Raw genomic sequence first — 26,691 nt, forward strand, 5'->3', positions numbered from 1 at the left:
GATCAGGGGTTGTCGTAGCCGATCCAGTTGATCTGCCAGCCGTAGCCCTGCGCCTGCGCCGGGGTCAGCGGCGAGGCGTCCCGCCACTGGACGTAGACGCGGAAACCGGTGGCGGTGGGGGAGTAGATCGCGCTCGGGCCGACCAGCGACCACTGGTTGCCGCCCGGCCCGGTGATGGACGTGACGTAGGTGGGCGTGCCGGTGAAGCGGCCCGAGGTGGTGTCGACGTCGATGTAGATGCCGTTGGGCCCGTAGGCCTGCCAGCCCTGCCCGGAGACGGTGTTGCCTGCGGCGACGCGTGCGGTGGGCATGGAGGGGGGATCCTCTCGTGCGGAGACATTGTCACTCTGAGTATGCAAATCACTACAGAGAGTGTCTATGGCCTCCGGGTCACATGCCCAGGCGGGCCCCCATCAGCTTCTCCACCGCCCACGGCTCGCCGTCGAGCGCCACCCGCGCGTGGTCCTGCCGGCCGAACGCGAACAGCAGCAGCTCCTGCGAGGGCCCCGTGACCACCACCGCCGGGTCGGACATCTTGGCCCCCGACTTCTGGCCCGTGCCCGCCCGGCGCAGCACCACCCCCACCGGCGACTTGCGGAAGAACACCCGGGCCCCGGCGGCGACCCGCTTCCACAGCAGGTCGTCGAGGTCGGCGGGGAGCTCGCGGGGTTCCCAGCCCGCCTGGGCGCGGCGCACGTCCTCGTGGTGGACGAAGAACTCGATCGTGTTCACCGCCGAGTCGAGGCCGGGGATCAGGCCGTAGGGCGTCCAGAGGGGCGGGCCCTGGCGGACCTCGTTCACCAGCTCGGCGTAGGGGCGGGCCCTGACCTGGTCCTGCACGTTCCGCGTGTAGGGCGCCAGGAACTTCACGGCGATCCCGGCGGCGGCGTCGATGCGCCGTTCCCGGACCACGAGGTGGGCGGCGAGGTCGGCGGTCTCCCACCCCTCGCACAGGGTGGGCGCGAACGGTCCCAGATCGTCGAGCAGTTCGGTGATGGCGGCACGTTCCGCGCGGGCGTAACTCATGACTCAACCCTAAGCACCCGCCCGCCGGGAATAAGAGCGGTGATCGCCGTGATTTCCCCACGTGGGCTTTCCCGGCCCTACGCCCATGGGCCCGGACCATGGTCAGACCTTGGCCCGATCCGGACTGTCGGCCGTCCTTTGTATGGTCGAACCCGAACCACCCGAACGGAAGGAACCCGAGTGCCCGACAAGGTGTCAACCGCGGTCATGCGCCAGGGGTTCCGCGTCATCGGTCACGCCGTCAAGACCGAGCCGAAGATCTTCACGGGTGCGGTCGTGGCCAGCGCCGTCTACGGCGTGACCACCGTGCTCTCCTCGTGGGCGCTCGGCTGGGCGACCGAGAACGCCGTGCTGCCGGCCTTCCGCGACGGAAACGCCACCGGGGGCGCGCTGGCGCTGGCGGCCACCCTGATCGTCGGGGTCGCCCTGGTCAAGGCGCTCGGGATCATGGGCCGGCGCATCATGGCCGGCATCCACCAATACCGCATGCAGGCCCATTTCCGGCGCTCGCTGGGGCGCCAGTTCCTCCGCCTGCCGCTGTCGTGGCACCACCGCCATCCGACCGGCCAGCTGCTGTCGAACGCCAGCTCCGACGCCGAGGCCGCCTGGGGGCCGCTCGCGCCGCTGCCGATGGCGGTCGGCGTGATCGTCATGCTGGTCGCGGCGGCCGTCGCGATCGTGCTGACAGACCCGGTGCTCGCCGTGGTCGGCTTCCTGATCTTCCCGGCCATCGCCCTGCTGAACCTCGTCTACCAGCGCAGGCTCACCCCGCTCGCCACCCGGGCGCAGGAGCTGCGGGCGTCGGTGTCCGAGGTCGCCCACGAGAGCTTCGAGGGCGCGCTCGTGGTCAAGACCCTCGGCCGCGAAGACGCCGAGTCGGCCCGCTTCGACGACCGGGCCGCCGCGCTGCGCGACGCCAACATCGCCGCCGGGCGGGTGCGCGGCCTGTTCGACCCGCTCCTGGAGGCGCTGCCGACCCTCGGCGTGCTGGCCGTGCTGCTGTTCGGCTCCTACCGCCTCGCCTCCGGCGACGTCACCGCCGGAGAGCTGATCCAGGTGTCCTACCTGTTCACGCTCCTCTCCTTCCCCGTGCGGGCGCTCGGGTGGGTGCTGGGTGAACTGCCCCGCTCCGTCGTGGGCTGGACCCGGGTGCAGGAGGTGCTGCAGGCGGAGGGCTCCATGAGTTACGGCTCCGCCCAGCTGCCGGCAGACCGACCCGCGGAGCTCACCGTCACCGACGTCTCCTTCGCCTACGAGCCCGGCGTGCCGGTGCTGCGCGACGTCGGCTTCACCGTCGAGCCGGGCCGCACGGTCGCCGTGGTCGGCCCCACCGGCTCCGGCAAGTCCACCCTGACCCAGCTGCTGACCCGCCTGGTCGACCCCGACGAGGGCGCGGTCGCGATCGACGGCGTCGACCTGCGCGAGATCGAGCGCGACGGCGTGAGCGGCGCGGTCTCGCTGGTCCCGCAGCAGACCTTCCTGTTCGACGACACCGTCCGGGGCAACATCACGCTCGGCGCCGACGTCCCCGACGAGAAGGTGTGGGCGGCGCTGCGGCTGGCCCAGGCCGACGGGTTCGTCAGCGCCCTGCCCGACGCCCTCGACACCCGGGTCGGCGAGCGCGGCACCACCCTGTCGGGCGGCCAGCGCCAGCGGCTCGCCCTGGCCCGCGCGCTGGCCCGCGAACCCCGGCTGCTGATCCTCGACGACGCCACCTCCAGCGTCGACCCGCAGGTCGAGAAGCGCATCCTGTTCGGCCTGCGCGACCAGCACGCCACCGTCATCGTGATCGCCTACCGCATGGCCACGATCTCCCTGGCCGACGACGTCGTCTACGTCGAGAACGGCACCGTCGCCGACCACGGCCCCCACGAGGCCCTGCTGGCCCGCTGCGCGGGCTACCGCGAGCTCGTGACCGCCTATGAACGCCAGGAGGCCGAGAACACGGCCCTCGAAGAGGAGACCGTGGCCCCGTGACGACAAACACCGTGACGACCAACACCGTGACGACCAACACCGTGACGACCCAGACGCTGCAGAACGTCGAGCGCGGCGCGCTCGAGACCCTCCGCCACGGCCTGCGGCTGTCGCCCGAGTTCCGCCGCGGCCTCGGGCTCACCCTGGTGCTGGCGGTCGTGGCCACCCTGGGCAAGGTGGTCGTCCCGGTCGCCATCCAGCAGGTCCTCGACAACGGGTTCCTCAACGGCGTGCCCGACCTGCCGTTCATCCGCGACGCGGTGCTGGCCTGCGCGGGCGCGATCCTGCTGACGGCGATGGCGGGCTACCTGATGAACGTGCGGCTCTACCGGTCGACCGAGTCGGGGCTGGCGACGCTGCGCGGCAAGGCGTTCCGGCACGTCCACGACCTGTCGGTGCTGACCCAGAACACCGAGCGGCGGGGCGCCCTGGTGTCGCGGGTGACCGGCGACGTCGATCAGATCAGCACCTTCATGCAGTGGGGCGGCCTGCTGATCATCGTGTCGGCGGGGCAGCTGATGATCGCGACCGTGCTGATGGCGGTCTATTCGTGGCAGCTCACCCTGCTCGTGTGGGCGCTGTTCCTGCCGCTGATCTTCGCGCTGCCGAGGTTCCAGCGGATGGTCGCCCGCAACTACCTGACGGTGCGCGAGCGCACCGGCGACACCCTCGCGGCGATCAGCGAGTCGGTCGTCGGCAGCGCGGTCATCCGCGCCCACGGCGCCGAGGAGCGCACCGCCCGGCGCATCGACGCGGCCGTCGACGCGCAGCGGGCCGCCCAGACCCGGGCCCAGAAGATCATCGGCTTCACCTTCCCGATCACCGAGCTGGTCGCCTCGATCGCCATCGCCGGGGTGGTGGTGGTCGGCGTGCTCCTCGGGGTCGACGGTTCGATCAGCAGGGGAAGCCTGGTCGCGTTCCTGTTCCTGATCACCCTGTTCATCGCGCCGCTGCAGACCGCGACCGAGGTGCTCAACGAGGCCCAGAACGCCATCGCCGGCTGGCGGCGGGTGCTGAGCGTGCTCGACACCCCGGCCGACGTCGCCGACCCGGGCGAGGCGGGCGTCGCCCTGCCGCGCGGCCCGATCACCGTGGCCTTCGAGAACGTCGGCTACGCCTACCCCGACGGGCCGCCGGTCCTGCGCGGGGTCGACGTCGTCATCCCGCCCCGCCGCCGGGTGGCCGTGGTCGGCGAGACCGGCTCGGGCAAGACCACCTTCGCCAAGCTGCTGACCCGCCTGATGGACCCGGTCGACGGCCGCGTCACGGTCGACGGCGTCGACCTGCGCGACCTGCGCTTCACCTCGCTGCGCGAGCGCATCGTGATGGTGCCGCAGGACGGCTTCCTGTTCGACTCGACCCTGGCCGAGAACATCCGCTTCGGCCGGCCCGGCGCCACCGACGAGGAGATCGCCGAGGCGCTGGGCGAGCTCGGCTTGGCCGACTGGCTCGACGGCCTGCCCGGCGGGCTGCAGACGGCGGTCGGCCAGCGCGGCGAGTCGTTGTCGGCGGGCGAACGCCAGCTGGTCGCCCTGGCCCGCGCCTACCTGGCCGACCCCGACCTGCTGCTGCTCGACGAGGCGACCTCGGCGGTCGACCCGGCGACCGAGGTCCGCATCGCCCGCGCCCTCGACGGCGTCACCCGGGGCCGCACGGCCGTCTCGATCGCCCACCGCCTGTCCACCGCCGAGGCGGCCGACGAGGTGCTCGTGTTCGACCGGGGCGAGATCGTCCAGCGCGGCTCCCACGCCGAGCTGCTCGCCGAGCCGGGCGTCTACGCCGACCTCTACGCGTCGTGGGCCGGCGCCACCCGGAGCTAGCCGGGCGCGCCGATCAAGGATTTGCCGTTGTCGCTGGTCGCTGCGGCAGAATGGGCATATGTCCCTGGACCCGAAGATCGCAGACCGGCTCAAGCGCACCGGCGACGGGCTGGTGCCCGCCGTCGTCCAGCAGCACGACACCGGCGAGGTGCTGATGCTTGCCTGGATGGACGACGAGGCGCTGCACCGCTCGCTCACCACCGGCCGGGCGACCTACTGGTCGCGCAGCCGGGGCGAATACTGGGTCAAGGGCGAGACCTCGGGCAACGTGCAACACGTCCGGCACGCCGCGCTCGACTGCGACGGCGACACCATCCTGCTCAAAGTCGACCAGCGCGGCCCCGCCTGCCACACCGGCACCCGCACCTGCTTCGATGACGACGTGCTTCCGGTGATCGAGGGTTCATGAACCGCCGCGCGCTCTACGCCTGGCTGATCCTCAGCGCGGCCGCCGGGGCGCTCGCCCTGCTGGCGGGCGGCCGGGTGTGGGCGCAGCTGCTCGCCCCGAGCGGGCCGGCCAACCCGGAGGCCGTCCACGACGTCCCCGGCGCGGAGGTCGCGCCGGTGATCACGCCGGTCGTGCTGGCGGCGCTGGCGGGGTGCGTGGCCGTGCTCGCCACCAAGGGCGTCTTCCGGCAGGCGATCGGCGTGCTGGTCGCGGCGTGCGGGGGAGCGGTCGTGGTCGGGGTGACGCGGGTGTTCGACGACGTCCTGCTGCTGGAGTCGGCCGACCTGCCCGGGGCGTCGGTCGACGTCACCGTGTGGCCCTGGCTCACCGGGGCGGGCGGGTTGCTGCTGGTCGCGGGCGGGTTGTGGGCGGCGGTCGCGGGCGGGAACTGGCCGGGCATGTCGTCCCGGTACGACCGTCCCGACCGGGGCGGCCCCGCTTCGGAGCGGTCGATGTGGGATGCCATCGATCGCGGAGACGATCCCACCTGATTACAACTTGTCCTCAGGTTGCCCTGATTCGATGGGGATGTCGGCGCCCGTCGCTACAGTCGTCGCATGACTTACGGGAACCAGCCCGGCGACACGGGGAACCCGGGCGACTACCCGGGTTACGGTCAGCAGCCGGACTACGGCCAGGGCGGCTATCCCCAGCAGCCCGGCTACCCTCAGCAGCCCGGCTACGGCCAGCAGCCCGGCTACGGCCAGCCCGGTTACGGGACGCAGAACACCCAGCCGGCCGGGGGCTACGGCCAGCCTGACTACGGCTACGGCCAGCAATACCAGCAGGGCTACCAGCAGCCCGGCTACGACCAGGCCTACCAGCAGCCCGGCTACGGCTACGCCGCGCCCCGGCCCACCAACGGCCTGGCGGTCGCCTCGCTGATCATGGGCCTGATCGGCCTGGTGTTCTGCGGCGTGACCGCGATCCTGGGCGTGATCTTCGGCCACATGTCGCTGAGCCGCATCAAGACCAGCGGCGAAGAAGGCCACGGCCTCGCGGTGGCCGGCCTGGTGACCTCCTACATCACCATCGGCCTGTGGGTGATCCTCTGGCTGATCTTCGGCGCGGCCCTGCTCACCCTGGTCGGCGTCATGGAGGCCACCGAGCAGTACGGCAACAGCATCAGCGACTGGCCCACGGAGTTCCCCACCTCCTGATCTACCCTGGGGCGATGACCTCCAGAACCGCCGCGGTGGCGCTGCCGGCGTCCGTCGGCGGCCTGCTCGCGGCGGCGACCGCCTTCGTCGCGGTCGTCGACCCGTCGCGGCCCGGCCACTATCCGCCGTGCCCGTTCCTGCTGGTCAGCGGTTTCTTCTGTCCGGGGTGCGGCGGGCTGCGCGCGGTCCACGCGCTGACCCGCCTCGACGTGGGCGGCGCGTTGTCGTTCAACCCGCTGTTCGTTGCGGTCGCACCGTTCCTGGTGTACCTGTGGGCGAAGTGGCTCTCGTCCGCCTGGCGGGGGAGGCCGCTGCGGACCCGCCTGACGGCACCCGTGGCCGTCTGGTCGTTCGTCGCGCTGGCCTTGTTGTTCGGGGTTTTCCGCAATACGCCGTACGGTGCTTTCCTGGCTCCGTGACCGGCACCCGATGGCGGGCCGACGTCGGCAAGGCCGATACCATCGGCAGGACGCAGTCGACCTGGAGGGATCCGGAGCACGTGAGCGAACGAGCCAGCAAGGGCGGTGAGGTCCGATGACGGTTCTCGACGACATCCTCGAGGGCGTCCGCGAAGACCTCGCCGAGCGGCAGAAGGCCGTGTCGATCGATGAGCTCAAGGAGCGCGCCCGGCGCGCACCCGCTCCGCGTGACGTCCACGGAGCCCTGAAGGCCGACCGCGTCTCGGTGATCGCCGAGGTCAAGCGGTCGAGCCCGTCCAAGGGAGCGCTGGCCGCGATCGCCGACCCGGCGGCCCTGGCCGTCGACTACGAGGCCGGCGGCGCCCACGTGATCAGCGTGCTGACCGAACGGCGGCGATTCGGCGGGAGCCTCGACGACCTCGCGGCCGTCCGCGCCGCCGTCGACATCCCGATCCTGCGCAAAGACTTCATCGTCACCGCCTACCAGCTGTGGGAGGCCCGCGCCTACGGCGCCGACCTGGCCCTGCTGATGGTGGTGTCGCTCGACCAGAACGCCCTGGTCTCGCTGATCGAGCGGGCCGAGTCGATCGGGCTGGTCCCGCTGGTCGAGGTGCACACCGAAGAGGAGCTGGAGCGCGCGGTCGACGCGGGCGCCAAGCTCATCGGCATCAACGCCCGCGACCTGCGCACGCTCGAGGTCGACCGCGACGTCTTCGCCAGGCTCGCCCCGAAGGTGCCCGAGGGCGTCATCCGGGTCGCCGAGTCGGGTGTGCGCGGCCCGCACGACCTGCTCGCCTACGCCCGCGCCGGCGCCGACGCGGTGCTGGTCGGCGAGAGCCTCGTGACCGGCAAAGACCCGCGTTCGGCGGTGAACGACCTGGTCACCGCGGGCGCCCACCCTTCGTCCCGCCAAGAACGGCAGTCGTGACCGGAGACTCGTCCATGTCCATCTCTGAGGGCACCCTCATCACCCCCGCCGACTTCACCGGCGCCGGTTCCGGCGGCGACGTCAGCGAGCGGGGCAAGTTCGGCGTGTTCGGCGGGCGCTACGTGCCCGAGGCGCTGATCCCGGCCCTCGACGAGGTGGCCGCCGAATACGAGAAGGCCCGCACCGACCTGGCCTTCATCCGCGAGTTCGACCACCTGCTGCGCACCTACGCCGGCCGTCCCACGACGATCACCGAGGTGCCCCGGTTCGCCGAGCAGGCGGGCGGCGCCCGCATCCTCCTCAAGCGGGAGGACCTGACCCACACGGGCGCCCACAAGATCAACAACGTGCTCGGCCAGGCCCTGCTGACCAAGCGCCTGGGCAAGAGCCGCGTCATCGCCGAGACCGGCGCGGGCCAGCACGGCGTCGCCACCGCGACCGCCGCCGCCCTGATGGGTCTCGAGTGCGTCATCTACATGGGCGCCGTCGACTGCGAGCGGCAGGCCCTCAACGTGGCCCGCATGAAGCTGCTCGGCGCCCGGGTGGTGCCGGTCACCAACGGCAGCCAGACCCTCAAGGACGCCATCAACGAGGCGTTCCGCGACTGGGTCACCAACGTCGACTCCACCCACTACCTGTTCGGCACGGTCGCCGGTCCCTACCCCTTCCCCGGCATCGTCCGCGACTTCGCCCGCATCATCGGGGTCGAGGCCCGCCGCCAGGTGCTCGAACTGACCGGCGAGCTGCCCGACGCGGTCTGCGCCGCCGTCGGCGGCGGCTCCAACGCCATCGGCATCATGCACGCCTTCATCGAAGACGCGGACGTGCAGCTCCACGGCTACGAGGCCGGGGGCCGGGGCGCCGAGACCGGCGAGCACGCCCTCACCCTGACGCAGGGGTCGATCGGCGTGCTGCACGGCAGCCGCACCTACGTCCTGCAGGACGACGAGGGCCAGACCATCGAGTCCCACTCCATCTCGGCGGGCCTCGACTACCCGGGCGTCGGCCCGGAGCACGCCTGGCTGAAAGACAGCGGCCGCGCCACCTACCACGGCATCACCGACGCCGAGGCGATGGACGCGTTCGCCCTGCTCGCCCGCACCGAAGGCATCATCCCGGCCATCGAGTCCTCCCACGCCCTGGCCGGCGCGCTCAAGCTGGGCCGCGACCTCGGTCCCGACGCCACGATCCTGGTCAACCTGTCCGGTCGTGGTGACAAGGACATGGGGACCGCGATGAAATACTTCAACCTGTAGCCGGAAGCCAGCCATGACGACACTTGCCACGGTCTTCGAGAAGGCCCGCGCGGAGAACCGCGCCGCGCTGGTGGGCTACCTGCCCGCCGGGTTCCCCACGATCGACGGCGCCATCGCCGCCGCGACCGCCATGGTCGAGGCCGGCTGCGACGTGATCGAGATCGGCCTGCCCTACTCCGACCCGCTGATGGACGGCCCGACCATCCAGGACGCCGTCCACCGCGCCCTGGAGAACGGCACCCGCATCGCCGACGTGATGCGCACCGTCGAGGGCGTGGCCAAGTCGGGCGCGGCGACCCTCGTCATGACCTATTGGAACCCGATCGACCGCTACGGCGCCGAACGGTTCGCCCGCGACCTGGCCGCCGCGGGGGGTGTCGGGACCATCACCCCCGACCTCACCCCCGAAGAGGCGGGCCCGTGGCGTGAGGCGAGCGCGTCGGCCGGCATCGACACGGTCTTCCTGGTCGCGCCGAGCTCGACCGAGGAGCGCATCGCGATCGTGACGGAGTGCTGCACCGGCTTCGTCTACGCCGCCTCGCTGATGGGCGTCACCGGCGCCCGCGAGTCGGTCGGCGCGGCCGCCGCCGGTCTGGTCGAGCGCACCCGCCCCCACGCGAAGGTCCCGGTCTGCGTCGGTCTCGGCGTCGGCACCGGCGCCCAGGCCGCCGAGGTCGCGGCCTACGCCGACGGCGTGATCGTGGGGTCGGCCTTCATCCGCCGCCTGCTCGACGCGCCGAACGAGCGGGAGGGCCTGCGGGCCGTCCGCGAGCTCGCCGCCGAACTGGCGGAGGGCGTCCGCCGCTAGATCTTCCTTTGCCAACCCGAACGGCCGGTCACCATCAGGTGGCCGGCCGTTCGCGTTTGAGCGCGGCCGGGCGGCGCCGGGGCGGGGGGAACGGTGACGGAGGAAAAGGCCGGGGATTTACCCGGGCAGCCCTCCCCATACCCGCCTCCAGGTTTCGCCTTACCAGGTGTTTATCGAGGTCATGGTGAGGTGGACTCCAATAGGTTCGGGACCGGTGGCCGTATGGGCGGCCCCGGGACCTGGGAGGAGTCTCCGTGTCTACGCATCGTCGCGGCCCGAGTTCGTCACTCAGTGCATCCGTCGTTGTACCCTGGGTGACGACCGTCGCCCGGCTCGTGCTCGCCGGCGTGCTGATCGTCGCGGGGTGGCTGAAGGTCGGCGCCCCCGCTCTGTCGGTGCAGGCCGTGCGCGCCTACGAACTACTGCCGGACCGGATCGCCACGGCCGTCGGATACGGCCTGCCCGTGCTCGAGATCGTCGTCGGAGTGCTCCTTGTCCTTGGCCTGCTCACCCGCCTGTCGGCGGTCGGCGCGGGGCTGCTCATGGTCGCCTTCGTCATCGGCATCGCCTCGGCGTGGGCGCGGGGGCTGCGCATCGACTGCGGCTGCTTCGGCGGCGGCGGGCCGCTCGCCGAGGGACAGGAGCCCGCGTACTTCTGGGAGCTCGTGCGCGACTTCGGGCTGGTGGTGCTGGCGGGCTGGATCGCCTGGTTCACCCCCGGCCGGTTCGCGCTCGACACGCCCCTGGGCCTGGCCCCCCGCTCATACGCCGAGGAGGAGTCCGGCGATCACGAGCCCGGCGCGAGTGATCACTTGGATGAAGTGAAGGAGAACCACTGATGGGCAAAGGTGCGCGCGAGGCGACGGCCCGGGAACGGATCGCCGCGCTGCGGCAGGCCGACCGCAAGAAGGACCGCCACCGCCGCCTCGCCACGATGGTCACCATCGCGACCGTGGCCGTCCTGGCCATCGGCGGCGGCGCCTGGTACGCCGCCGCCCGCGACACCGCCGAGCAGCAGACGGCGGCCGCCAAACTCGCCCCGACCACGGTCAACGCCGACGGAACGGTCACCATGGCCCGTCCGGGCGTGACCGCGCCGGTGCTCGACGTCTACGAGGACTTCCAGTGCCCGGCCTGCAAGGCGCTGGAGGAGTCGTCGGGGCCGACGATCAAGAACCTGGCCTCCGAGGGCAAGGCCAAGGTCGTGTTCCACCCGATCACGATCTTCTCGATGGAGCCGACCAAGTCCAACTCGGTCCGCGCCGGCGCGGCCTCCCGCTGCGTCACCGACGGCGCGGCCTGGCCGGCCTTCCACGACCGGCTCTTCAAGGAGCAGCCGTCGGAGACCGTCGAGGGCTTCGCGCTGACCGACCTGGTCGCCTGGGGCAAGGACGCGGGCATCACCTCGCCCGGCTGGGAGTCGTGCGTGACCTCCCAGAAGTACGCCCAGACCCAGCTCACCCAGTCTGACAAGGTCCTCCGGGCCGAGAAGATCACCGGCACGCCCACGCTCAAGCTGAACGGCAAGGAGATGGACTCCAACGTCGCCTTCGTGCCGAACAAGCTCCGCCAGGCCGTGCTCGCGGCCGGCAAGTGAACCCTTGATGATGGGGTGATCAACCTGAGACGGGCTCATTGGTGACGAGGGTGCGCGAGTGCGCCTCGGAGGCGGTAACGTCCTGTGACATGCCCCTCGCCTCGATCCCGAGCCCGTCGCAGGGGGTCTGGTACCTCGGACCCCTTCCCATCCGGGCCTATGCGCTCTGCATCGTGCTGGGCGTCGTCTTCGCCGTCTGGCTCGGCGAGCGCCGCTGGCGCGCCCGTGGCGGCCTGCCCGGCACGATCACCGACCTGGCCGTCTGGGCGGTCCCGTTCGGACTGGTCGGCGGCCGGCTCTACCACGTCATCACCGACAACCAGCTCTACTTCGGAGCTGACGCGGAGAACGAGTGGTACCACATCTTCTTCATCTGGAAGGGCGGCCTCGGCATCTGGGGGGCGGTCGCGCTCGGCGCGGTCGGCGTCTGGATCGCCTGCCGCCGGCGCGGCATCTCGTTGTCGGCCGTCGCCGACGTGGTGGCGCCCGGCATCCTGATCGCCCAGGGCATCGGCCGATGGGGCAACTACTTCAACCAGGAGCTCTTCGGCGGTCCGTGTGACTACGCCTGGTGCCTGGAGATCGAGCCCGGCCGCCCCGGCACCGTGCCCGGCGCGCTGACCTACCACCCGGCGTTCCTCTACGAGTTCGTCTGGACCCTCGTGGTGGCGGGCCTGCTGCTCCTCGCCGACCGGCGCTTCTCCTTCCGCCACGGCCGCCTGTTCGCCCTCTACATCATGGGCTACACGCTCGGCCGCTTCTTCATCGAGGGCCTGCGGGTCGACCCGGCCCACGAGATCCTCGGCATGCGCCTCAACCAGTGGACCTCCATCGTCCTGTTCCTCGCGGCGCTGGCCTACTTCTGGGTGACCAGGAACAAGACCACCGAAGAGGTCATCGTGCCGGCCGGCGAGCAGCCGCCGGTGGCCGAGGGCGAGGAGGCCGACCCGGCCCACCTCCACGACCAGGCCGACGACCACGAGACCGACCCGCCGGGAAAAGCCCCGGCTGACGCCGAGCCCGTGAGCGAGACCGAGACAGAGAAGGCCGAGGAGGCCGGTCAGCGATGACCGGCGTCGCCGGTCCCGAACTGCCCTCCCACCACAGCCACCGCGACGTCCAGGGTGGCTGGCTGCGCCCGGCGGTGTTCGGTGCGATGGACGGCCTGGTGTCGAACTTCGCGCTCATCGCCGGCGTGGCCGGCGGCACGGCCAACACCCGCGTGATCGCCCTCGCGGGCGTCGCGGGCCTGGCCGCCGGGGCGTTCTCGATGGCCGGCGGAGAGTACGTCTCGGTGGCGAGCCAGCGTGAGCTGGCCGAGGCCGAGATCGCGGTCGAACGCCGCGAGATGGCCGTCCATCCCGAAGAGGAGGAGGCCGAGCTGGCCGCCCTCTACGAGCGGCGCGGCGTCGACCCCGCACTGGCCGCCGAGGTGGCCCGGCAGATCTCCCGCAACCCCGAACAGGCCCTGGAAGTGCACACCCTCAACGAGCTGGGCGTGAAGCCCGACGACCTGCCGTCGCCGGTGACCGCCGCGCTGTCGTCGTTCCTGTCGTTCGCCGTCGGCGCCGTGATCCCGCTGGTGCCCTACCTGGCCGGGGTGACCCACCTCTGGTTGTCGGCGGCCCTGTCGATGGCCGCCCTCTTCGGGGCGGGCGCGCTGGTGGCCCGGGTGACCGCCCGCAAGTGGTGGTTCACCGGCCTGCGCCAGCTCCTGGTCGGCGGGATCGCCGCCGCGCTGACGTGGGGGCTGGGGTCGCTGATCGGGGCGAGCGGCCTGTGACCCCCGCCAAGTCCTCCCGCGTGAAACGCCGCCCGGCGCCCGACGAGACCTGGGGCAGCGTCAAGCTGGCCGAATGGGGGCTCACCGGCGGCCAGCAGAAGGTCCTGGCGGTGCTGGCCACCGTCGTCGGCATCCTGCTCATGGCGTTCGTGCTGGTCTTCGTGGTCGAGGCGTTCGACGACGACCCGACGCCCGAGCAGCTGTCGGGCTCGCCGCTGGGCCAGGCCCGGCCGGCGGCCTACCGGGCGTGGCCGTCGCTGAAGCAGTTCGCGCCGATCGCCGATCGCGCCGCCGACGCCAAGCCGCTGACCGTCGAAGAGGTCTTCACCACCAAGACGCTGAAGGCCGGCAAGATCACCCTGAAGCTGGGGGAGCGCCGCCTCGACGCCGACTGCGCCGCCACCGTCTGGGGCGAGTCGATGACCGAGGCCCTGGCCTCGGCCGGCTGCACCCAGGCCGCCCGCGCCCAGTTCACCAGCTCCGACGGCCGCTACGTCGCCCAGTACGCCCTGTTCAACCTGGCGTCGGCGGCGGCCTCCGACGAGCTGGTCCAGCAGATCGCCAGCCTCTACCGGGGCGGCTGGTTGCTGCCGCTGCCCTCGGCCCAGCCCGCGCTGACCGGCTTCACCGAGTCGAGCGGCCACGCGATGGGCCACTACCTGGGCCTGGTCTGGATCGGCCGGGCCGACGGCGAACGCCCCGACGACACCGACGACATGGTGACCCTCGGCCTCGCGGTCCGCGAGGCGGAGAAGGTCGTCTACCGGCGGGTGGTCGCGGTGACCGGGGTGCCCGCCGGCTGAGCACCGAAAGGCACCGCCCGCCCACGCTCGGTGTCCGCCTTTCGAGATGTGCGCCCGCCCGTGCCCCGTTCCCCGTCATGATGGTGCGGTGAGGGTGGGACTGATGATGCGGGTGATGACCCTGCCGGTGCTCGCGGCGGCACTGGCCGGGTGCGCCGGCGCCGACGGCGTCGACCGGCCCGGCACCGTCCGGGCCGAGATCAGCTCGGCGATCTACGCGCCGATCGCGCAGCAGAAGGTCGACGCCGCGCCGCTGACCGAGCAGGAGGTCTTCCCGGCCCCGGCGCTCGGCGTCATGAAGAAGGAGTCGGTCACCCTGACCGCCGACTGCGCGGCGGCCGTGGGCGCCGACGTCGACGGGTGCTCCCAGGTGGTGCGGGGCCTGTTCCGTGGGCCCGAGCTGGTCGGGCAGGTGGCGGTGTTCAACCTGGGCGACGTCGCCCAGGCCGACGCGCTGGTGCACCGGTTCAAGGAGGAGCTGTTCCTGACGCCGCTGGCCTCGGAGCGGGCCGGCACGGCGATGGTCAGGGCGATGGGGCACTTCGTGTCGGTCAGCTGGGTGTCGGCCGAGGGCGACGCCCGGCCCGACCTGGCCGAGCCGCTGGCCGCCCTCGACCTGACCTCACGCTTCGTCCAGGCCCGCATCCTCGCGTTGTGAGGCCGCGACCGCCTCGGCCAGGCCGGTCAGGCGGTGGAGCGGCAGTTCGAGCGCGGTCGCGCCGGCCCAGGCCGGGATGCGCGCCCTGGCCTGGTTCTTGGTCAGGCCGAGCTCGGCGACCAGGCCCTCGCGCCAGGTGTTGGCGACCTTGCCGTGGCTGTTGGCGAGGATTCTGCTGGTGATGGCGTCGGGGGCGGGCGGGAGCCGTACCGGAGAGGTGGTGCCGAAGACGCGGACCTCGGCGTCGCGGGCGGCGAGCACCAGGCGCGGGAGCGCGGCGTCGAGGCCGGGGGCGTGTACGGCCACCCGGGAGACCTGGGCGGCGTAGGGCTTGGCGAGCCAGGTCGAGAGGCGGACGCGGGGCACGCCCGGCAGCAGGTCGCGCGGCCAGTCGCCCACGAGCAGGTCGGGGGCGTAGTCGCCGAGGTCGGGGGGCGCGGCCTTGGCCGATTCGACCGCCTGCGGGCCCTGGGTGTAGATCGCGGTGGCCAGCCGGTCGACGCGGGAGGCGACGGCGGGCCAGCTCTTGGTGGTGGGGCGCAGGACGTAGAGGTCGGCGGCGCTGCCGATCGCCTCGGCGCCGTCGTAGCGGTTGAAATCGGGGTAGATCGCCTCGTTGAGCAGCTGGAGGTCGGCCAGGGCGTGCTGGACCTTCAGGGCCAGCATGGGGGTGCGCTCGGACGCGCCGTAGGCGAGCAGGACGCGGCCCTCGTCGCGGTCGCGCAGGCCCTCCAGCCCCCGGGCGACGAAGAGGCCGACGCCGTCGGGGGTGTAGGGCGGGTCGGTGATCGCCAGGTCGCCCCAGCCCCGGGCCGACGGGGGCAGGCCGAGCCGGAGGTCGGCCCAGCGGGTGGTCACCCCGAGATTTTGCTCGTCGATGTACGCCAGGATCCGGTCGTCGATGTCGACGACCATGACCTCGGCCTCGGGATGGATGAGACGGACGGCCAGCGACGTGAGGTCGTGGTCGCCCACGCAGAGCAGCCGCGAACCGGGCAGCCAGAACCGCGCGCCGAGCAGCAGAGCCCGTCTGACCACGGTCTCCGGGGTGGCCGACACGTGGTCGAGGGCCGACCGTCCGCGGGGCGCCTTGGCGATGAGCCCGGCCATCCGCTCGACCACCGATTCGTCCACCAGGTGAGACACCGGGTCCGAAATAGAGGACGATATCGAAATGTTGTAGAGTTTGACCTGTTCAGTTGGGATTCGGACGTGCTGGTCGCGATGCTCAAGGGGGAGCACGCGCATGAGCGCCTCGATCGTCCTGCGGGACGTCGCCGTCTCCCTGACCACATCGGCGAGCGTCCACCAGCGTCCGTCCGACAGGAGAGAGACAGCCTTTCGCAACCGCCGTCCGTCCACACCGGCACGCGCGTAGAGCTCGTCGATCGACATACGCGAAACCTTAGTGGGCCCGGCAGGTGCCATCCGGAAACGGTGGGGTAACCTCTACTCACTACAACTGCAGCAGGGCCAGCGTCGTCCCTCTGTCACCACGCAGAAGATGACGACGGGAGTGATTTCATGCCTGCTGCCCGCCATGGCCGTCCTGGGGACCTTCCCGAGCCTCAGGGCCTTTACGACCCCTCGTACGAGCATGACGCCTGTGGTGTCGCCATGGTGGCCGACGTCCACGGCCGCCGTAGCTACGACATCGTCGAGAAGGCTCTGACCGCGCTCATCAACCTCGATCACCGGGGTGCTCGGGGGAGCGAACCGGACACCGGTGACGGCGCCGGCATCCTGACCCAGATCCCGGACGCCTTCTTCCGCGCGGTCGTGCCCTTCGACCTCCCGGAGGCCGGGAAGTACGCCGCCGGCATCGCCTTCCTGCCCATCGACGCGCAGGCCAGGGCGACCGCACTGCGGATGATCGACGAGATCGCGACCGAGGAGAACGTCAAGGTCCTCGGCTGGCGCGACGTGCCCGTCGACACGCGGCACGCCGGGCCCACCGCCCGCGCCGTGATGCCCCACTTCATGCAGCTGTTCGTGAGCTCCGGCGACCTGTCGGGCATCGACCTCGACCGGGCCGCCTTCGCCTTCCGCAAGCGGGCCGAGCACGAGGCCGACGTCTACTTCGCCTCGCTCTCCAGCCGGACCACGGTCTACAAGGGCATGCTCACCCCGCAGCAGGTCGAGCCGTTCTTCCCCGACCTGTCGGACGAGCGCTACGTCACCGCCATCGCGCTGGTGCACTCGCGCTTCTCCACCAACACCTTCCCGTCGTGGCCGCTGTCGCACCCCTACCGCTACGTGGCCCACAACGGCGAGATCAACACCGTCAAGGGCAACCGCAACTGGATGCGCGCCCGCGAGACGATGCTGGAGACCGGCCTCATCCCGGGCGACCTCGAGCGGCTGTTCCCCATCTGCGACCCCGACGGCTCCGACACCGCCTCGTTCGACGAGACGCTGGAGCTGCTGCACCTCGGCGGGCGCTCGCTGCCCCACGCGGTGCTGATGATGATCCCGGAGGCGTGGGAGAACCACACGGAGATGGACCCGGCCCGCCGGGCCTTCTACGAGTTCCACTCCACGCTGATGGAGGCCTGGGACGGCCCCGCGTCGATCTCCTTCTCCGACGGCACCGTCGTCGGCGCTGTGCTCGACCGCAACGGCCTGCGTCCCGGCCGGTTCTACGTCACCGACGACGGCCTGGTCATCCTGGGCTCCGAGGCGGGCGTGCTGTCCGACATCCCGCAGGAGAAGATCGTCCGCAAGGGCCGTCTCCAGCCGGGCAAGATGTTCCTGGTCGACACCGCGCGCGGCCGCATCATCGAGGACGACGAGATCAAGGCCGAGCTGGCCGCCGCCGAGCCCTACGAGGAGTGGCTGCACGCCGGCCTGGTGCGGTTCGAGGAACTGCCCGAGCGCGATCACGAGCACCCCACCCACGAGGCCCTCGTCAAGCGCCAGCAGACCTTCGGCTACACCGAGGAAGAGCTGCGCATCATCCTCACCCCGATGGCCACGACCGGCGCCGAGCCGATCGGCTCGATGGGCACCGACAGCCCGGTCGCCGCGCTGAGCGACAAGCCGCGCCTGCTGTTCGACTACTTCAGCCAGCTGTTCGCGCAGGTCACCAACCCGCCGCTGGACGCCATCCGCGAGGAGCTCGTCACCTCGCTGCAGTCGACCATCGGCCCCGAGCACAACCTGCTCGAACCGGGCGCGGCCTCCTGCCGCCGCCTGGTGCTGCCCTACCCGGTGATCGACAACGACGAGCTCGCCAAGATCGTCCACATCAACGACGAGGGCGCGCTGCCCGGGTTCCAGCCCCACGTCGTCTCCGGCCTCTTCCACGTGGGCGGGGGCGGCGACGCGCTGACCCGCCGCCTGGCGGAGATCCGCGAGGAGGTCTCGCAGGCGATCGCCGACGGCGCGCGCATCATCGTGCTGTCCGACCGCGGGTCGAACGCCGAGAAGGCGCCGATCCCGTCGCTGCTGCTCACCGGCGCGGTGCACCACCACCTGATCCGGGAGAAGTCCCGCACCCGGGTGGGCCTGGTCATCGAGACCGGCGAGGCGCGCGAGTGCCACCACATGGCCCTGCTCATCGGCTACGGCGCCAGCGCGATCAACCCCTACCTGGCGATCGAGACCGTCGAGGAGCTGTTCCCCGGCAACCCCAAGGCCGTCAGGAACCTCATCAAGGCGTACGGCAAGGGCGTCCTCAAGGTCATGTCCAAGATGGGCGTGTCCACGGTGGCGTCGTACACGGGCGCCCAGATCTTCGAGGCCCTGGGCCTCGGGGCCGAGGTCATCGCCGAGTGCTTCACCGGCACCACCTCGCGGCTCGGCGGCGTCGGCTTCGACGTGCTGGCCAAGGAGGCGCTGCAGCGGCACACCCGGGCCTACCCGAGGGCCGAGAACGCCCACCGGCGGCTGGAGGTCGGCGGTGAATACCAGTGGCGGCGCGAAGGCGAGCCCCACCTGTTCAACCCGACGACCGTCTTCAAGCTCCAGCACGCCACCCGCACGCGGCGTTACGAGATCTTCAAGGAGTACACCGACCTGATCGACGGTCAGGCCGAGACCCTGATGACGCTGCGCGGCCTGTTCAAGCTGCGCCCGGCGGCCGGCGGCCCGATCTCGATCGACGAGGTCGAGCCGGTCTCCGAGATCGTCCGGCGGTTCTCCACCGGCGCGATGTCCTACGGCTCCATCTCGATGGAGGCCCACGAGACGCTCGCCATCGCCATGAACCGGCTCGGCGCCAAGTCGAACACCGGTGAGGGCGGCGAGGACCCCGAGCGCCTCTACGACCCGGCCCGCCGTTCGGCGATCAAGCAGGTGGCCTCCGGCCGCTTCGGCGTGACCTCCGAATACCTGGTCAACGCCGACGACGTGCAGATCAAGATGGCCCAGGGCGCCAAGCCCGGCGAGGGCGGCCAGCTGCCCGGCCACAAGGTCTACCCGTGGATCGCCAAGACCCGGCACTCCACGCCGGGCGTCGGCCTGATCTCGCCGCCGCCGCACCACGACATCTACTCGATCGAGGACCTGGCGCAGCTCATCCACGACCTGAAGAACGCCAACCCGCAGGCCCGCATCCACGTGAAGCTGGTCTCCGAGGTCGGCGTCGGCACGGTCGCGGCGGGCGTGTCCAAGGCCCACGCCGACGTCGTGCTGATCTCCGGTCACGACGGCGGCACCGGCGCCTCGCCGCTGACGTCGCTGAAGCACGCGGGCACCCCGTGGGAGCTGGGCCTCGCCGAGACCCAGCAGACCCTGCTGCTCAACGGGCTGCGCGACCGGATCGTGGTGCAGGCCGACGGCCAGCTCAAGACCGGCCGCGACGTCATCATCGCCGCCCTGCTCGGCGCCGAGGAGTACGGCTTCGCCACCGCGCCCCTCGTCGTGAGCGGCTGCGTCATGATGCGCGTCTGCCACCTCGACACCTGCCCGGTGGGCGTGGCGACCCAGAACCCCGAGCTGCGCAAGCGCTTCACCGGCAAGCCGGAGTTCGTGGTCAACTACTTCGAGTTCATCGCCGAGGAGGTCCGGGAGTACCTGGCCGAGCTGGGCTACCGCTCGCTCGACGAGGTCATCGGGCGCAGCGACCTGCTCGACACCGAGGCCGCCGTGAACCACTGGAAGGCGCAGGGCCTCGACCTGTCGCCGGTCCTCTACCAGCCGGAGCTGCCGCAGGGCACCCCGCGCAAGCAGGTCGTCGCGCAGGACCACGGCCTGGCCGAGGCGCTCGACAACACGCTGATCCAGCTGGCCGAGGGCGCGATCGAGTTCGGCCAGCAGGTCACGCTGGAGCTGCCGATCCGCAACGTCAACCGGACCGTCGGCACCATGCTCGGCCACCACGTCACCAAGAAGTGGGGCGGCGCGGGCCTGCCGGAGAACACGATCGACGTGAGCTTCACCGGCTCGGCCGGCAACTCCTTCGGCGCGTTCGTGCCGAAGGGCATCACGCTGCGGCTGACCGGCGACGCCAACGACTACGTCGGCAAGGGCCTGTCGGGCGGCCGGATCACGGTCACCCCGCCGAGCGACCTGCTCGACGGCCAGATCATCGCCGGCAACGTCGGCCTCTACGGCGCGACCTCCGGCGAGGCGTTCATCCGGGGTGTGGTGGGCGAGCGGTTCTGCGTCCGCAACTCCGGCGCCACGGCCGTCGTCGAGGGCGTGGGCGACCACGGGTGCGAGTACATGACCGGCGGCCGGGCCGTCGTCCTCGGGCCGACCGGGCGCAACTTCGCGGCCGGCATGTCCGGCGGCGTGGCCTACGTGCTGGACCTGAAGCCCGAGCGGGTCAACCGCGAGATGGTCGAGCTGGAGGCCCTCACCGACGAGGACTCCGAGATCCTGCGCGAGCTGGTCGACAAGCACCTGGCCGAGACCGGTTCGCCGGTCGCCAAGGCGCTGCTCGCCGACTGGGAATCCGCTCGGGAACGGTTCGGCAAGATCATGCCGATCGACTACAAGCGGGTGCTCACCGCCAGGGCCACGGCCGAGGCCGAGGGCCGCGACATCGACGAGGCCATCATGGCCGCGGTTCACGGATAAGGGGGTAACGACATGGCCGACCCGAAGGGGTTCCTCACACACCAGCGTGAGCTGCCCGCCCGCCGCCCGGTGGACGTGCGCATCCGCGACTGGCGCGAGGTCTACGTCGACTTCGCCCCGGAGAAGCTGTCCAAGCAGGCCTCCCGCTGCATGGACTGCGGCATCCCGTTCTGCCACAACGGCTGCCCGCTCGGGAACCTCATCCCCGAGTGGAACGACCTGGTCTACCGCGACGACTGGCGCGAGGCCGTCGAGCGGCTGCACGCGACCAACAACTTCCCCGAGTTCACCGGCCGCCTGTGCCCGGCTCCGTGCGAGGCGGCCTGCGTGCTCGGCATCAACTCCGACCCGGTGGCGATCAAGCGGGTCGAGGTCGAGATCATCGACCGCGCCTTCGCCGAGGGCTGGGTCACCCCGCAGCCGCCCGTGAGCAAGACGGGCAAGAAGGTCGCGGTCGTCGGCTCCGGCCCGGCGGGCCTGGCCGCCGCCCAGCAGCTCACCCGCGCCGGGCACGACGTCGTCGTGTTCGAGCGGGCCGACGCCATCGGCGGGCTGCTCCGGTACGGCATCCCCGAGTTCAAGATGGAGAAGCGGCACATCGACCGCCGCCTCGACCAGATGAGCGCCGAGGGCACCGAGTTCCGGACCGGCGTCGACGTCGGCGTCGACATCACCGCCGCCGAGCTGCGCGAGCAGTTCGACGCGGTCGTCCTGGCGGGCGGCGCCACCGCGTGGCGCGACCTGCCCGTGACCGGTCGCGACGCGGTCGGCGTCTACCAGGCGATGGAGTACCTGCCCCCGGCCAACCGGTCGCTGGCCGACTCGGAGATCAACGCGAGCGGCAAGCACGTGGTGGTCATCGGCGGCGGCGACACCGGCGCCGACTGCATCGGCACCGCGATCCGGCAGGGCGCCCTCTCGGTGACCCAGCTGGAGATCATGCCGATGCCGCCGGAGGCGCGTCCGGCCGGGCAGCCGTGGCCGACCTTCCCCATGCTGTTCAAGATGGAGTCGGCCCACGAGGAGCTCGCCGACGGCGGGGGAGCGCGGGTCTACGCCGTCTCCACCACCGAGTTCGTCAAGGACGCCGAGGGCAACCTGCAGGCGATCAGGGTGGTGGACGTCGAGGGCCCGGCGGCCGGCTTCAAGCCGATCCCCGGCACCGAGCGCGAGCTGCCCGCCCAGCTGGTCACCCTGGCGATGGGCTTCGTCGGCCCGCAGCACGCCGGTCTGCTCGACGAGCTGGCCGCGCTGTCGGCCGGGGAGTTCTACGACCCGCGCGGCAACGTCTCCCGCAACCGCACCTACCACTCGGGCGTCGAGGGCGTCTTCGTGGCCGGTGACATGGGCCGGGGCCAGTCGCTGATCGTGTGGGCGATCGCCGAGGGCCGCTCGGCCGCCGCCGCGGTCGACGACTACCTCACCGGGGCGACCGCTCTGCCGGTGGCCATCCCGCCGACGGCACGCCCGTTGGTCTAGTACGTCAAAACGGCGCCCCCTGGTATTCCCGGGGGCGCCGTTTCGTTGTTTTCCGTATCTTGCTCAAGGGCAATTCGGAAATATCTACTTTTGGCGGATCAAGGAGGACCGGTGCGTAAGGCAGTATTCGCAGGGTTGGCGACGGCCCTGCTGACCACGGCCTGCGCGGCCTCCACGGAGACGGCCGCCGTCTCCCACGACTACCTCGTGTTCTACGCGCCCGGCCAGGGCGGCGCCGTGACCGACGAGGTGACGTCCGACGGCGGCGAGGTGCTGTCCGACGACGCCGACCTCGGCTACCTGGTGGCCCGCGCGTCCCGGGTCCCCTCGGGCCCGGCGGTCGTGGGCGTGTTGTCCGACCGGCCGATCGGCGAGGTCACCCGGGCCCGGCCGGCCGCCGGCCCGCGCCGGGCGGCGGTGAAGAACGAGCCGCTCTCCGGTCGCCAGTGGGACATGCGGATGATCGGGGCGACCGCGTCGGGGTCGTACAAGAAGGAGATCGGGAACCACAAGGTGCTGGTCGGGGTCATCGACACCGGGATCGACGGCAAGCACCCGGACATCGCGCCCAACTTCAACCGGAAGTTGTCGCGCAACTTCGTCACCGACCGGCCGAAGGACTCCAAGGGCAAGAACCTCGACGGGCCGTGCGAGTTCAAGGGCTGCAAGGACCCGGCCGACGTCGACGACGACGGCCACGGCACCCACGTGGCCAGCACGATCGCCTCGCCGCTGAACGGCATCGGCATCGGCGGCGTCGCGCCCGGGGTGTCGCTGGTCAACCTGCGGGCCGGCACCGACTCGGGCTTCTTCTTCCTCAAGCCGACCATGGACGCCCTCAAGTACGCCGGCGACAACGGCATCGACGTGGTCAACATGTCCTTCTACGTCGACCCGTGGAACTTCAACTGCCCGGCCAACCCGGCCGACACCCCGGCCCAGCAGTCGGAGCAGAAGGCCATCATCGCGGGCATGACCCGCGCGGTCGCCTACGCCCGCGCCCGGGGCGTGACCCTGGTCGGCGCCATCGGCAACGGCGCGACCGACCTGGGCCACCCGGCCGAGGACGTCGGCAGCCCCGACTACCCGTCGGGCGCCGCCAAGATCCGGAAGATCGACAACACCTGCCTGAACATCCCGGCCGAGCTGCCCGGCGTGATCGCGGTGACCTCGGTCGGCCCGAGCAAGCGCAAGGCGGTCTACTCCGACTACGGCGCCGAGCAGGCCGACGTGGCCGCCCCCGGCGGCGACGCCCTCGACACCGGCACCTCGCTGAAGGGCGCCGCCCGCGAGATCCTGGCCGCCGCGCCCCGCAACGCGCTGCGGGCCGCGACCGCGATCGACGCCAAGGGGCAGCCGCTGACCTCCTCGGTCATCCGGGAGTGCAAGAAGGGCACGTGCTCCTACTACCAATACCTCGAGGGCACCTCGATGGCCGCCCCGCACGTCACCGGGGTCGCGGCGCTGCTGGTGGCCCGGTTCGGCAAGCCCGGCCCGGGAGGGTTGCAGCTCGACCCGGCCCGGCTGGAGAGCCTGCTCTACGCCTCGACGTACGACCGGGGCTGCCCGGCGTCGGGCAGCTTCCGCTACTCGGCCGAGACGACGCACACCTGCGTGGGGTCGGCGTCGCGGAACGGCTTCTACGGAAACGGCATCATCAGCGCGCAGAAGGCGGTCACGATCGCGGGTACCTAGACAGGAGATGAGTAGCCGGACGGATTCCGGCCTTCGGTTCTCTTTCTAGGTTCGAGAGATGATTTATCACGTTCTGTGGCAAACCGTGATGGTCGTGCACTTCCTCGTGATCGCGTACATCGCCCTGGGCGGCTTCCTGGCCTGGCGGTGGCCCCGCCTGATCTGGCCCAGCCTGGGGTTCGCCCTGTGGGGCGCGATCCAGCTGACCGGGGTGGTGGAGTGCCCGCTGACGGCCCTGGAGAACTGGGCCCGTGAGCGGGCGGGCACCCAGCTGCTCAAGCCGGGCGGGTTCATCGACACCTACATCACCGGCGTGGTCTACCCGACGCGGTATCTCGCGGAGGTCCGCATCGGGATCGTGGTGGTGATCGCGATCTCCTGGATCGGGTTCGCGGTCATCCGGTACCGCCGTCACGTGGCGGGGAAGTCGCAGACGTCGATGGCGTAGTCGAGCAGCCTCTCCTGGACGTCCTTGGGCGGGGTGACGATCATCCGGTAGGTCTCCCCGCCCTCGGTGTGCCCCCAGACCTGGAACAGGTAGGCCTGCTTGGCCTCGGCGAAGGCGTGCGGGTCGCAGCGGGTGGGGCGGATCGTGACCGGGATCTCCGCGGCGCCCGGTGCCAGTTCGGCGACCGGGCGCCTCTTCTCCGGCTCCAGCACGTAGTGGGTGGTGCCGTCGACGTCGTCGATCGTCACCGGGCGGGTGCTGGTGACGGTCAGCGTGCCCTTGAGGTCGTCGCCCCTGCGCTCGAAGGGCCCGAAGGCGATCGTGGCCGACCGCTTCAGGATGTGCTCGCCGCACTCGTACTTCACCAGCCGGGTCAGCAGGGGGTCGGTGACGGGGATCGGGAAACGCACCTCTTTGGCCGGGGCGTCGCCGACGGCCATCGTGGCGACGACGTCGGTCGGCTTCACGGGCGGGATCGTGTCGTCGTCGCAGCGGGCCCGGCCGTAGGTGATCGGGAAGTCGGTCCGGGGGGTCTTCGGCAGGGTGGTGTCGACCCGCACCGGGGCGGCGGGTTCGAACGATCCGGAGTCGAGCCGCAGGTCGATGATGCGCAGGGGCGTCTCGGCGGTGTTGGTGACCGAGACCTGGACACGATGGACCGCGACATCCGAACGCCATTGCTGCAACGCGACCGAAACACCGGTAGGGGGCGCGGTCGATTCGGTAGCCTGTCCACCGCACGCGAGGGCGCTCATCAGCGTCAAGACGGCAGCCAACCTCCAGAACCACCCCATAGCGGGACAGGTTAGGACACGTCGGCTATCGCGTGAAGTCATTGACAATTTGGCCACAGCTATGGGCGCCGTCACATTCAAGTGGTCTGGACCAATTAGGCTAGGACTCGTGAGCCGTCGAGCAAAGATCGTCTGTACCCTAGGTCCCGCCACCTCGTCCCCTGAACGGCTGCGGGAACTCATCAGCGCGGGCATGGACGTCGCCCGCTTCAACCTCTCCCACGGCAGCCATGAGCTGCACCAAGAGGTTTTCGACCGGGTGCGGGAGGCGGCCGAGGAGCTGGGCCGCGCGGTAGGCGTGCTGGCCGACCTGCAGGGGCCGAAGATCCGGGTGGGCAAGTTCGCCTCGGGCCCGGTCCGCCTCGGCGTCGGTGACATCATCACGATCACCACCGAAGACGTCCCCGGAGACCGCGACCTGGTCTCCACCACCTACGATGGCCTGCCCGGCGACGTGAAGCCGGGAGACACCATCCTCGTCGACGACGGCCGTCTCCACCTGGAGGTCGACAAGGTCGAGGGCCCCCGGGTGACCACCCGGGTCGTCATCGGCGGCATGATCTCCGACAACAAGGGCCTCAACCTCCCGGGCGTCGCCGTCAGCGCCCCGGCCCTGACCGAGAAGGACGAGGCGGACCTCCGCTGGGCCCTTCGCACCGGCTTCGACATGATCGCGCTGTCGTTCGTGCGCTCGCCGGAGGACGCCGACATCGTCCACCGGATCATGGACGAGGAGGGCGTCAACCTGCCCATCATCGCCAAGATCGAGAAGCCGCAGGCCGTCGACGCCCTCGAGGCGATCGTCGACCGGTTCGACGGCGTCATGGTCGCCCGCGGCGACCTGGGCGTCGAGCTCCCGCTGGAGCAGGTGCCGATCGTGCAGCGCCGGATCATCGAGCTCTGCCGCGAGAAGGCCCACCCGGTCATCGTGGCGACCCAGATGCTCGACTCGATGATGGCGGCCCCCCGGCCGACCCGCGCCGAGGCCTCCGACGTCGCCTACGCCGTCATGGACGGCGCCGACGCGGTCATGCTGTCGGGCGAGACCTCGGTCGGCAACTACCCGATCGAGTCCGTCGCGACGATGGCCCGCATCGCCACCGCCGCCGAAGACTCCACCCTGCACGCGACCCACAACCTCGACCGGCTCCCCGAGTCGACCGGTGGCGCCATCGCCCGCGCCGCCGCCGAGGTCGGCGCCATCGTCGGGGCCAAGGCCCTGGTCGCCTTCACGATGTCGGGCGAGACCGCGCGCCGCCTGGCCCGCTATCGCAGCCCGATCCCGCTGATCGCGTTCACCTCCAACCCGGTGGTGCGCGGCCAGCTCGCGCTGACGTGGGGCGTGGAGACCTTCGAGGTGCCGTTCGTCCACCACACCGACGACATGGTGCGTCAGGTGGAGGCGTCGCTGCTCGCCCTGGGCAGCTTCGAGAAGGGCGACAAGATCGTGATCGTGGCGGGCTCGCCTCCCGGCAACCCCGGGTCGACCAACGCCCTCCGCGTCCACACCATCGGATCGGCCGTGGCCCACCCCAACCTGGGCTGATCCGCATATCGAAAGGGCCGTC

Annotated in this window: 24 protein-coding genes; 20 read left to right on the top strand and 4 right to left on the bottom strand. The window is 71.1% G+C overall.

Annotation, left to right across the window (positions count from 1 at the left end):
• Window positions 1–2: 2 nt before the first annotated feature.
• Both AW274_RS15660 and AW274_RS15665 read right to left on the bottom strand, forming a co-directional pair.
• Window positions 3–311: a hypothetical protein gene (locus AW274_RS15660; protein ID WP_062432175.1), complete on the bottom strand. Its 309-nt coding sequence runs from the start codon at window positions 309–311 to the stop codon at window positions 3–5.
• A 79-nt stretch (window positions 312–390) separates the two neighbouring features.
• Window positions 391–1,026 carry a TIGR03085 family metal-binding protein gene (locus tag AW274_RS15665; RefSeq protein WP_062432178.1) on the bottom strand — a complete coding sequence of 212 codons (636 nt, stop codon included), beginning with the start codon at window positions 1,024–1,026 and terminating at the stop codon, window positions 391–393.
• Window positions 1,027–1,233: 207 nt separating this feature from the next.
• Between AW274_RS15665 and AW274_RS15670 the strand changes: the two genes are divergently transcribed.
• From AW274_RS15670 to AW274_RS15740, 15 genes are all read left to right on the top strand, one after another.
• Window positions 1,234–3,003: an ABC transporter ATP-binding protein gene (locus AW274_RS15670; RefSeq protein ID WP_062434499.1), complete on the top strand. Its 1,770-nt coding sequence runs from the start codon at window positions 1,234–1,236 to the stop codon at window positions 3,001–3,003.
• A gap of 26 nt (window positions 3,004–3,029) precedes the next feature.
• Window positions 3,030–4,823, top strand: coding sequence for an ABC transporter ATP-binding protein (locus tag AW274_RS15675; protein ID WP_062434501.1), 1,794 nt, complete (start codon window positions 3,030–3,032; stop codon window positions 4,821–4,823).
• A 58-nt stretch (window positions 4,824–4,881) separates the two neighbouring features.
• A complete protein-coding gene (hisI, locus tag AW274_RS15680) occupies window positions 4,882–5,232 on the top strand; it encodes a phosphoribosyl-AMP cyclohydrolase (protein ID WP_062330155.1) in 351 nt (116 codons plus the stop codon).
• Complete coding sequence (locus AW274_RS15685) at window positions 5,229–5,762, top strand: Trp biosynthesis-associated membrane protein (protein ID WP_062432181.1); 534 nt, start codon at window positions 5,229–5,231, stop codon at window positions 5,760–5,762. The genes hisI and AW274_RS15685 overlap by 4 nt, the downstream gene beginning before the upstream one ends.
• 66 nt (window positions 5,763–5,828) lie before the next feature.
• Window positions 5,829–6,431 (top strand): DUF4190 domain-containing protein, encoded by a 603-nt coding sequence (locus AW274_RS15690; RefSeq protein WP_062432184.1) that lies wholly within the window; start codon window positions 5,829–5,831, stop codon window positions 6,429–6,431.
• Between the two features lie 14 nt (window positions 6,432–6,445).
• Window positions 6,446–6,850 (top strand): DUF2752 domain-containing protein, encoded by a 405-nt coding sequence (locus tag AW274_RS15695; RefSeq protein WP_062432187.1) that lies wholly within the window; start codon window positions 6,446–6,448, stop codon window positions 6,848–6,850.
• Window positions 6,851–6,965: 115 nt separating this feature from the next.
• On the top strand, window positions 6,966–7,778 hold the full coding sequence (gene trpC / locus AW274_RS15700) for an indole-3-glycerol phosphate synthase TrpC (protein WP_062432190.1): 813 nt from the start codon (window positions 6,966–6,968) through the stop codon (window positions 7,776–7,778).
• 14 nt (window positions 7,779–7,792) lie between these two features.
• Window positions 7,793–9,034, top strand: a complete 1,242-nt coding sequence (gene trpB, locus AW274_RS15705) for a tryptophan synthase subunit beta (RefSeq protein WP_083974507.1) — start codon at window positions 7,793–7,795, stop codon at window positions 9,032–9,034.
• A gap of 13 nt (window positions 9,035–9,047) precedes the next feature.
• On the top strand, window positions 9,048–9,842 hold the full coding sequence (gene trpA, locus AW274_RS15710; protein ID WP_062432193.1) for a tryptophan synthase subunit alpha: 795 nt from the start codon (window positions 9,048–9,050) through the stop codon (window positions 9,840–9,842).
• 314 nt (window positions 9,843–10,156) lie between these two features.
• The gene (locus AW274_RS15715) at window positions 10,157–10,681 is read left to right on the top strand and encodes a MauE/DoxX family redox-associated membrane protein (RefSeq protein ID WP_083974341.1); all 525 of its coding nucleotides are present in this window, start codon (window positions 10,157–10,159) and stop codon (window positions 10,679–10,681) included.
• Complete coding sequence (locus tag AW274_RS15720) at window positions 10,681–11,439, top strand: thioredoxin domain-containing protein (RefSeq protein ID WP_062432199.1); 759 nt, start codon at window positions 10,681–10,683, stop codon at window positions 11,437–11,439. Before AW274_RS15715 ends, AW274_RS15720 begins: the two co-directional genes overlap by 1 nt.
• A gap of 89 nt (window positions 11,440–11,528) precedes the next feature.
• Window positions 11,529–12,509 carry a prolipoprotein diacylglyceryl transferase gene (gene lgt / locus AW274_RS15725; RefSeq protein WP_062432202.1) on the top strand — a complete coding sequence of 327 codons (981 nt, stop codon included), beginning with the start codon at window positions 11,529–11,531 and terminating at the stop codon, window positions 12,507–12,509.
• Window positions 12,506–13,222, top strand: coding sequence for a VIT1/CCC1 transporter family protein (locus tag AW274_RS15730; RefSeq protein ID WP_062432205.1), 717 nt, complete (start codon window positions 12,506–12,508; stop codon window positions 13,220–13,222). The genes lgt and AW274_RS15730 overlap by 4 nt, the downstream gene beginning before the upstream one ends.
• Window positions 13,219–14,025 (top strand): hypothetical protein, encoded by an 807-nt coding sequence (locus tag AW274_RS15735; RefSeq protein ID WP_062432208.1) that lies wholly within the window; start codon window positions 13,219–13,221, stop codon window positions 14,023–14,025. The genes AW274_RS15730 and AW274_RS15735 overlap by 4 nt, the downstream gene beginning before the upstream one ends.
• An 88-nt stretch (window positions 14,026–14,113) precedes the next feature.
• Window positions 14,114–14,683, top strand: a complete 570-nt coding sequence (locus AW274_RS15740; protein WP_157520308.1) for a hypothetical protein — start codon at window positions 14,114–14,116, stop codon at window positions 14,681–14,683.
• Here AW274_RS15740 and AW274_RS15745 read toward each other — a convergent pair.
• Window positions 14,648–15,829 carry a bis-aminopropyl spermidine synthase family protein gene (locus AW274_RS15745; protein WP_232320135.1) on the bottom strand — a complete coding sequence of 394 codons (1,182 nt, stop codon included), beginning with the start codon at window positions 15,827–15,829 and terminating at the stop codon, window positions 14,648–14,650. The two genes, AW274_RS15740 and AW274_RS15745, sit on opposite strands and share 36 nt — an antisense overlap.
• Window positions 15,830–16,207: 378 nt before the next feature.
• Between AW274_RS15745 and gltB the strand changes: the two genes are divergently transcribed.
• The 4 genes from gltB to AW274_RS15765 all read left to right on the top strand — a co-directional run bounded on the left by gltB (window position 16,208) and on the right by AW274_RS15765 (window position 24,329).
• Complete coding sequence (gene gltB, locus AW274_RS15750; protein WP_083974343.1) at window positions 16,208–20,707, top strand: glutamate synthase large subunit; 4,500 nt, start codon at window positions 16,208–16,210, stop codon at window positions 20,705–20,707.
• A 12-nt stretch (window positions 20,708–20,719) separates the two neighbouring features.
• A complete protein-coding gene (locus AW274_RS15755) occupies window positions 20,720–22,186 on the top strand; it encodes a glutamate synthase subunit beta (RefSeq protein WP_062432219.1) in 1,467 nt (488 codons plus the stop codon).
• A 111-nt stretch (window positions 22,187–22,297) separates the two neighbouring features.
• Window positions 22,298–23,881: a S8 family peptidase gene (locus tag AW274_RS15760; protein WP_083974345.1), complete on the top strand. Its 1,584-nt coding sequence runs from the start codon at window positions 22,298–22,300 to the stop codon at window positions 23,879–23,881.
• A gap of 58 nt (window positions 23,882–23,939) precedes the next feature.
• Entirely contained in the window at window positions 23,940–24,329 is a 390-nt protein-coding gene (locus tag AW274_RS15765) for a DUF2784 domain-containing protein (protein ID WP_062432224.1), read from the top strand.
• Here the strand turns inward: AW274_RS15765 and AW274_RS15770 are convergent.
• Complete coding sequence (locus AW274_RS15770; RefSeq protein ID WP_062432228.1) at window positions 24,293–25,015, bottom strand: hypothetical protein; 723 nt, start codon at window positions 25,013–25,015, stop codon at window positions 24,293–24,295. The genes AW274_RS15765 and AW274_RS15770 overlap by 37 nt on opposite strands.
• A gap of 217 nt (window positions 25,016–25,232) precedes the next feature.
• On the opposite strand from AW274_RS15770, the gene pyk reads away from it, so the two are divergent.
• Window positions 25,233–26,669, top strand: a complete 1,437-nt coding sequence (pyk, locus tag AW274_RS15775) for a pyruvate kinase (protein WP_062432231.1) — start codon at window positions 25,233–25,235, stop codon at window positions 26,667–26,669.
• Window positions 26,670–26,691: the final 22 nt, after the last annotated feature.

This window comes from Herbidospora daliensis, assembly GCF_001570585.1.
GTDB lineage: Bacteria > Actinomycetota > Actinomycetes > Streptosporangiales > Streptosporangiaceae > Herbidospora > Herbidospora daliensis.

What these genes read in the sequence shown, in the direction of transcription:
- gltB (WP_083974343.1), top strand. Translation starts at nt 16,208, where the DNA reads ATGCCTGCTGCCCGCCATGGCCGTCCTGGGGACCTTCCCGAGCCTCAG.
- AW274_RS15690 (WP_062432184.1), top strand. Translation starts at nt 5,829, where the DNA reads ATGACTTACGGGAACCAGCCCGGCGACACGGGGAACCCGGGCGACTAC.
- AW274_RS15755 (WP_062432219.1), top strand. Translation starts at nt 20,720, where the DNA reads ATGGCCGACCCGAAGGGGTTCCTCACACACCAGCGTGAGCTGCCCGCC.
- AW274_RS15670 (WP_062434499.1), top strand. Translation starts at nt 1,234, where the DNA reads ATGCGCCAGGGGTTCCGCGTCATCGGTCACGCCGTCAAGACCGAGCCG.
- AW274_RS15685 (WP_062432181.1), top strand. Translation starts at nt 5,229, where the DNA reads ATGAACCGCCGCGCGCTCTACGCCTGGCTGATCCTCAGCGCGGCCGCC.
- AW274_RS15720 (WP_062432199.1), top strand. Translation starts at nt 10,681, where the DNA reads ATGGGCAAAGGTGCGCGCGAGGCGACGGCCCGGGAACGGATCGCCGCG.
- trpC (WP_062432190.1), top strand. Translation starts at nt 6,966, where the DNA reads ATGACGGTTCTCGACGACATCCTCGAGGGCGTCCGCGAAGACCTCGCC.
- AW274_RS15730 (WP_062432205.1), top strand. Translation starts at nt 12,506, where the DNA reads ATGACCGGCGTCGCCGGTCCCGAACTGCCCTCCCACCACAGCCACCGC.
- AW274_RS15665 (WP_062432178.1), bottom strand. Translation starts at nt 1,026, where the DNA reads ATGAGTTACGCCCGCGCGGAACGTGCCGCCATCACCGAACTGCTCGAC.
- AW274_RS15660 (WP_062432175.1), bottom strand. Translation starts at nt 311, where the DNA reads ATGCCCACCGCACGCGTCGCCGCAGGCAACACCGTCTCCGGGCAGGGC.
- trpA (WP_062432193.1), top strand. Translation starts at nt 9,048, where the DNA reads ATGACGACACTTGCCACGGTCTTCGAGAAGGCCCGCGCGGAGAACCGC.
- hisI (WP_062330155.1), top strand. Translation starts at nt 4,882, where the DNA reads ATGTCCCTGGACCCGAAGATCGCAGACCGGCTCAAGCGCACCGGCGAC.
- lgt (WP_062432202.1), top strand. Translation starts at nt 11,529, where the DNA reads ATGCCCCTCGCCTCGATCCCGAGCCCGTCGCAGGGGGTCTGGTACCTC.
- AW274_RS15695 (WP_062432187.1), top strand. Translation starts at nt 6,446, where the DNA reads ATGACCTCCAGAACCGCCGCGGTGGCGCTGCCGGCGTCCGTCGGCGGC.
- AW274_RS15765 (WP_062432224.1), top strand. Translation starts at nt 23,940, where the DNA reads ATGATTTATCACGTTCTGTGGCAAACCGTGATGGTCGTGCACTTCCTC.
- trpB (WP_083974507.1), top strand. Translation starts at nt 7,793, where the DNA reads ATGTCCATCTCTGAGGGCACCCTCATCACCCCCGCCGACTTCACCGGC.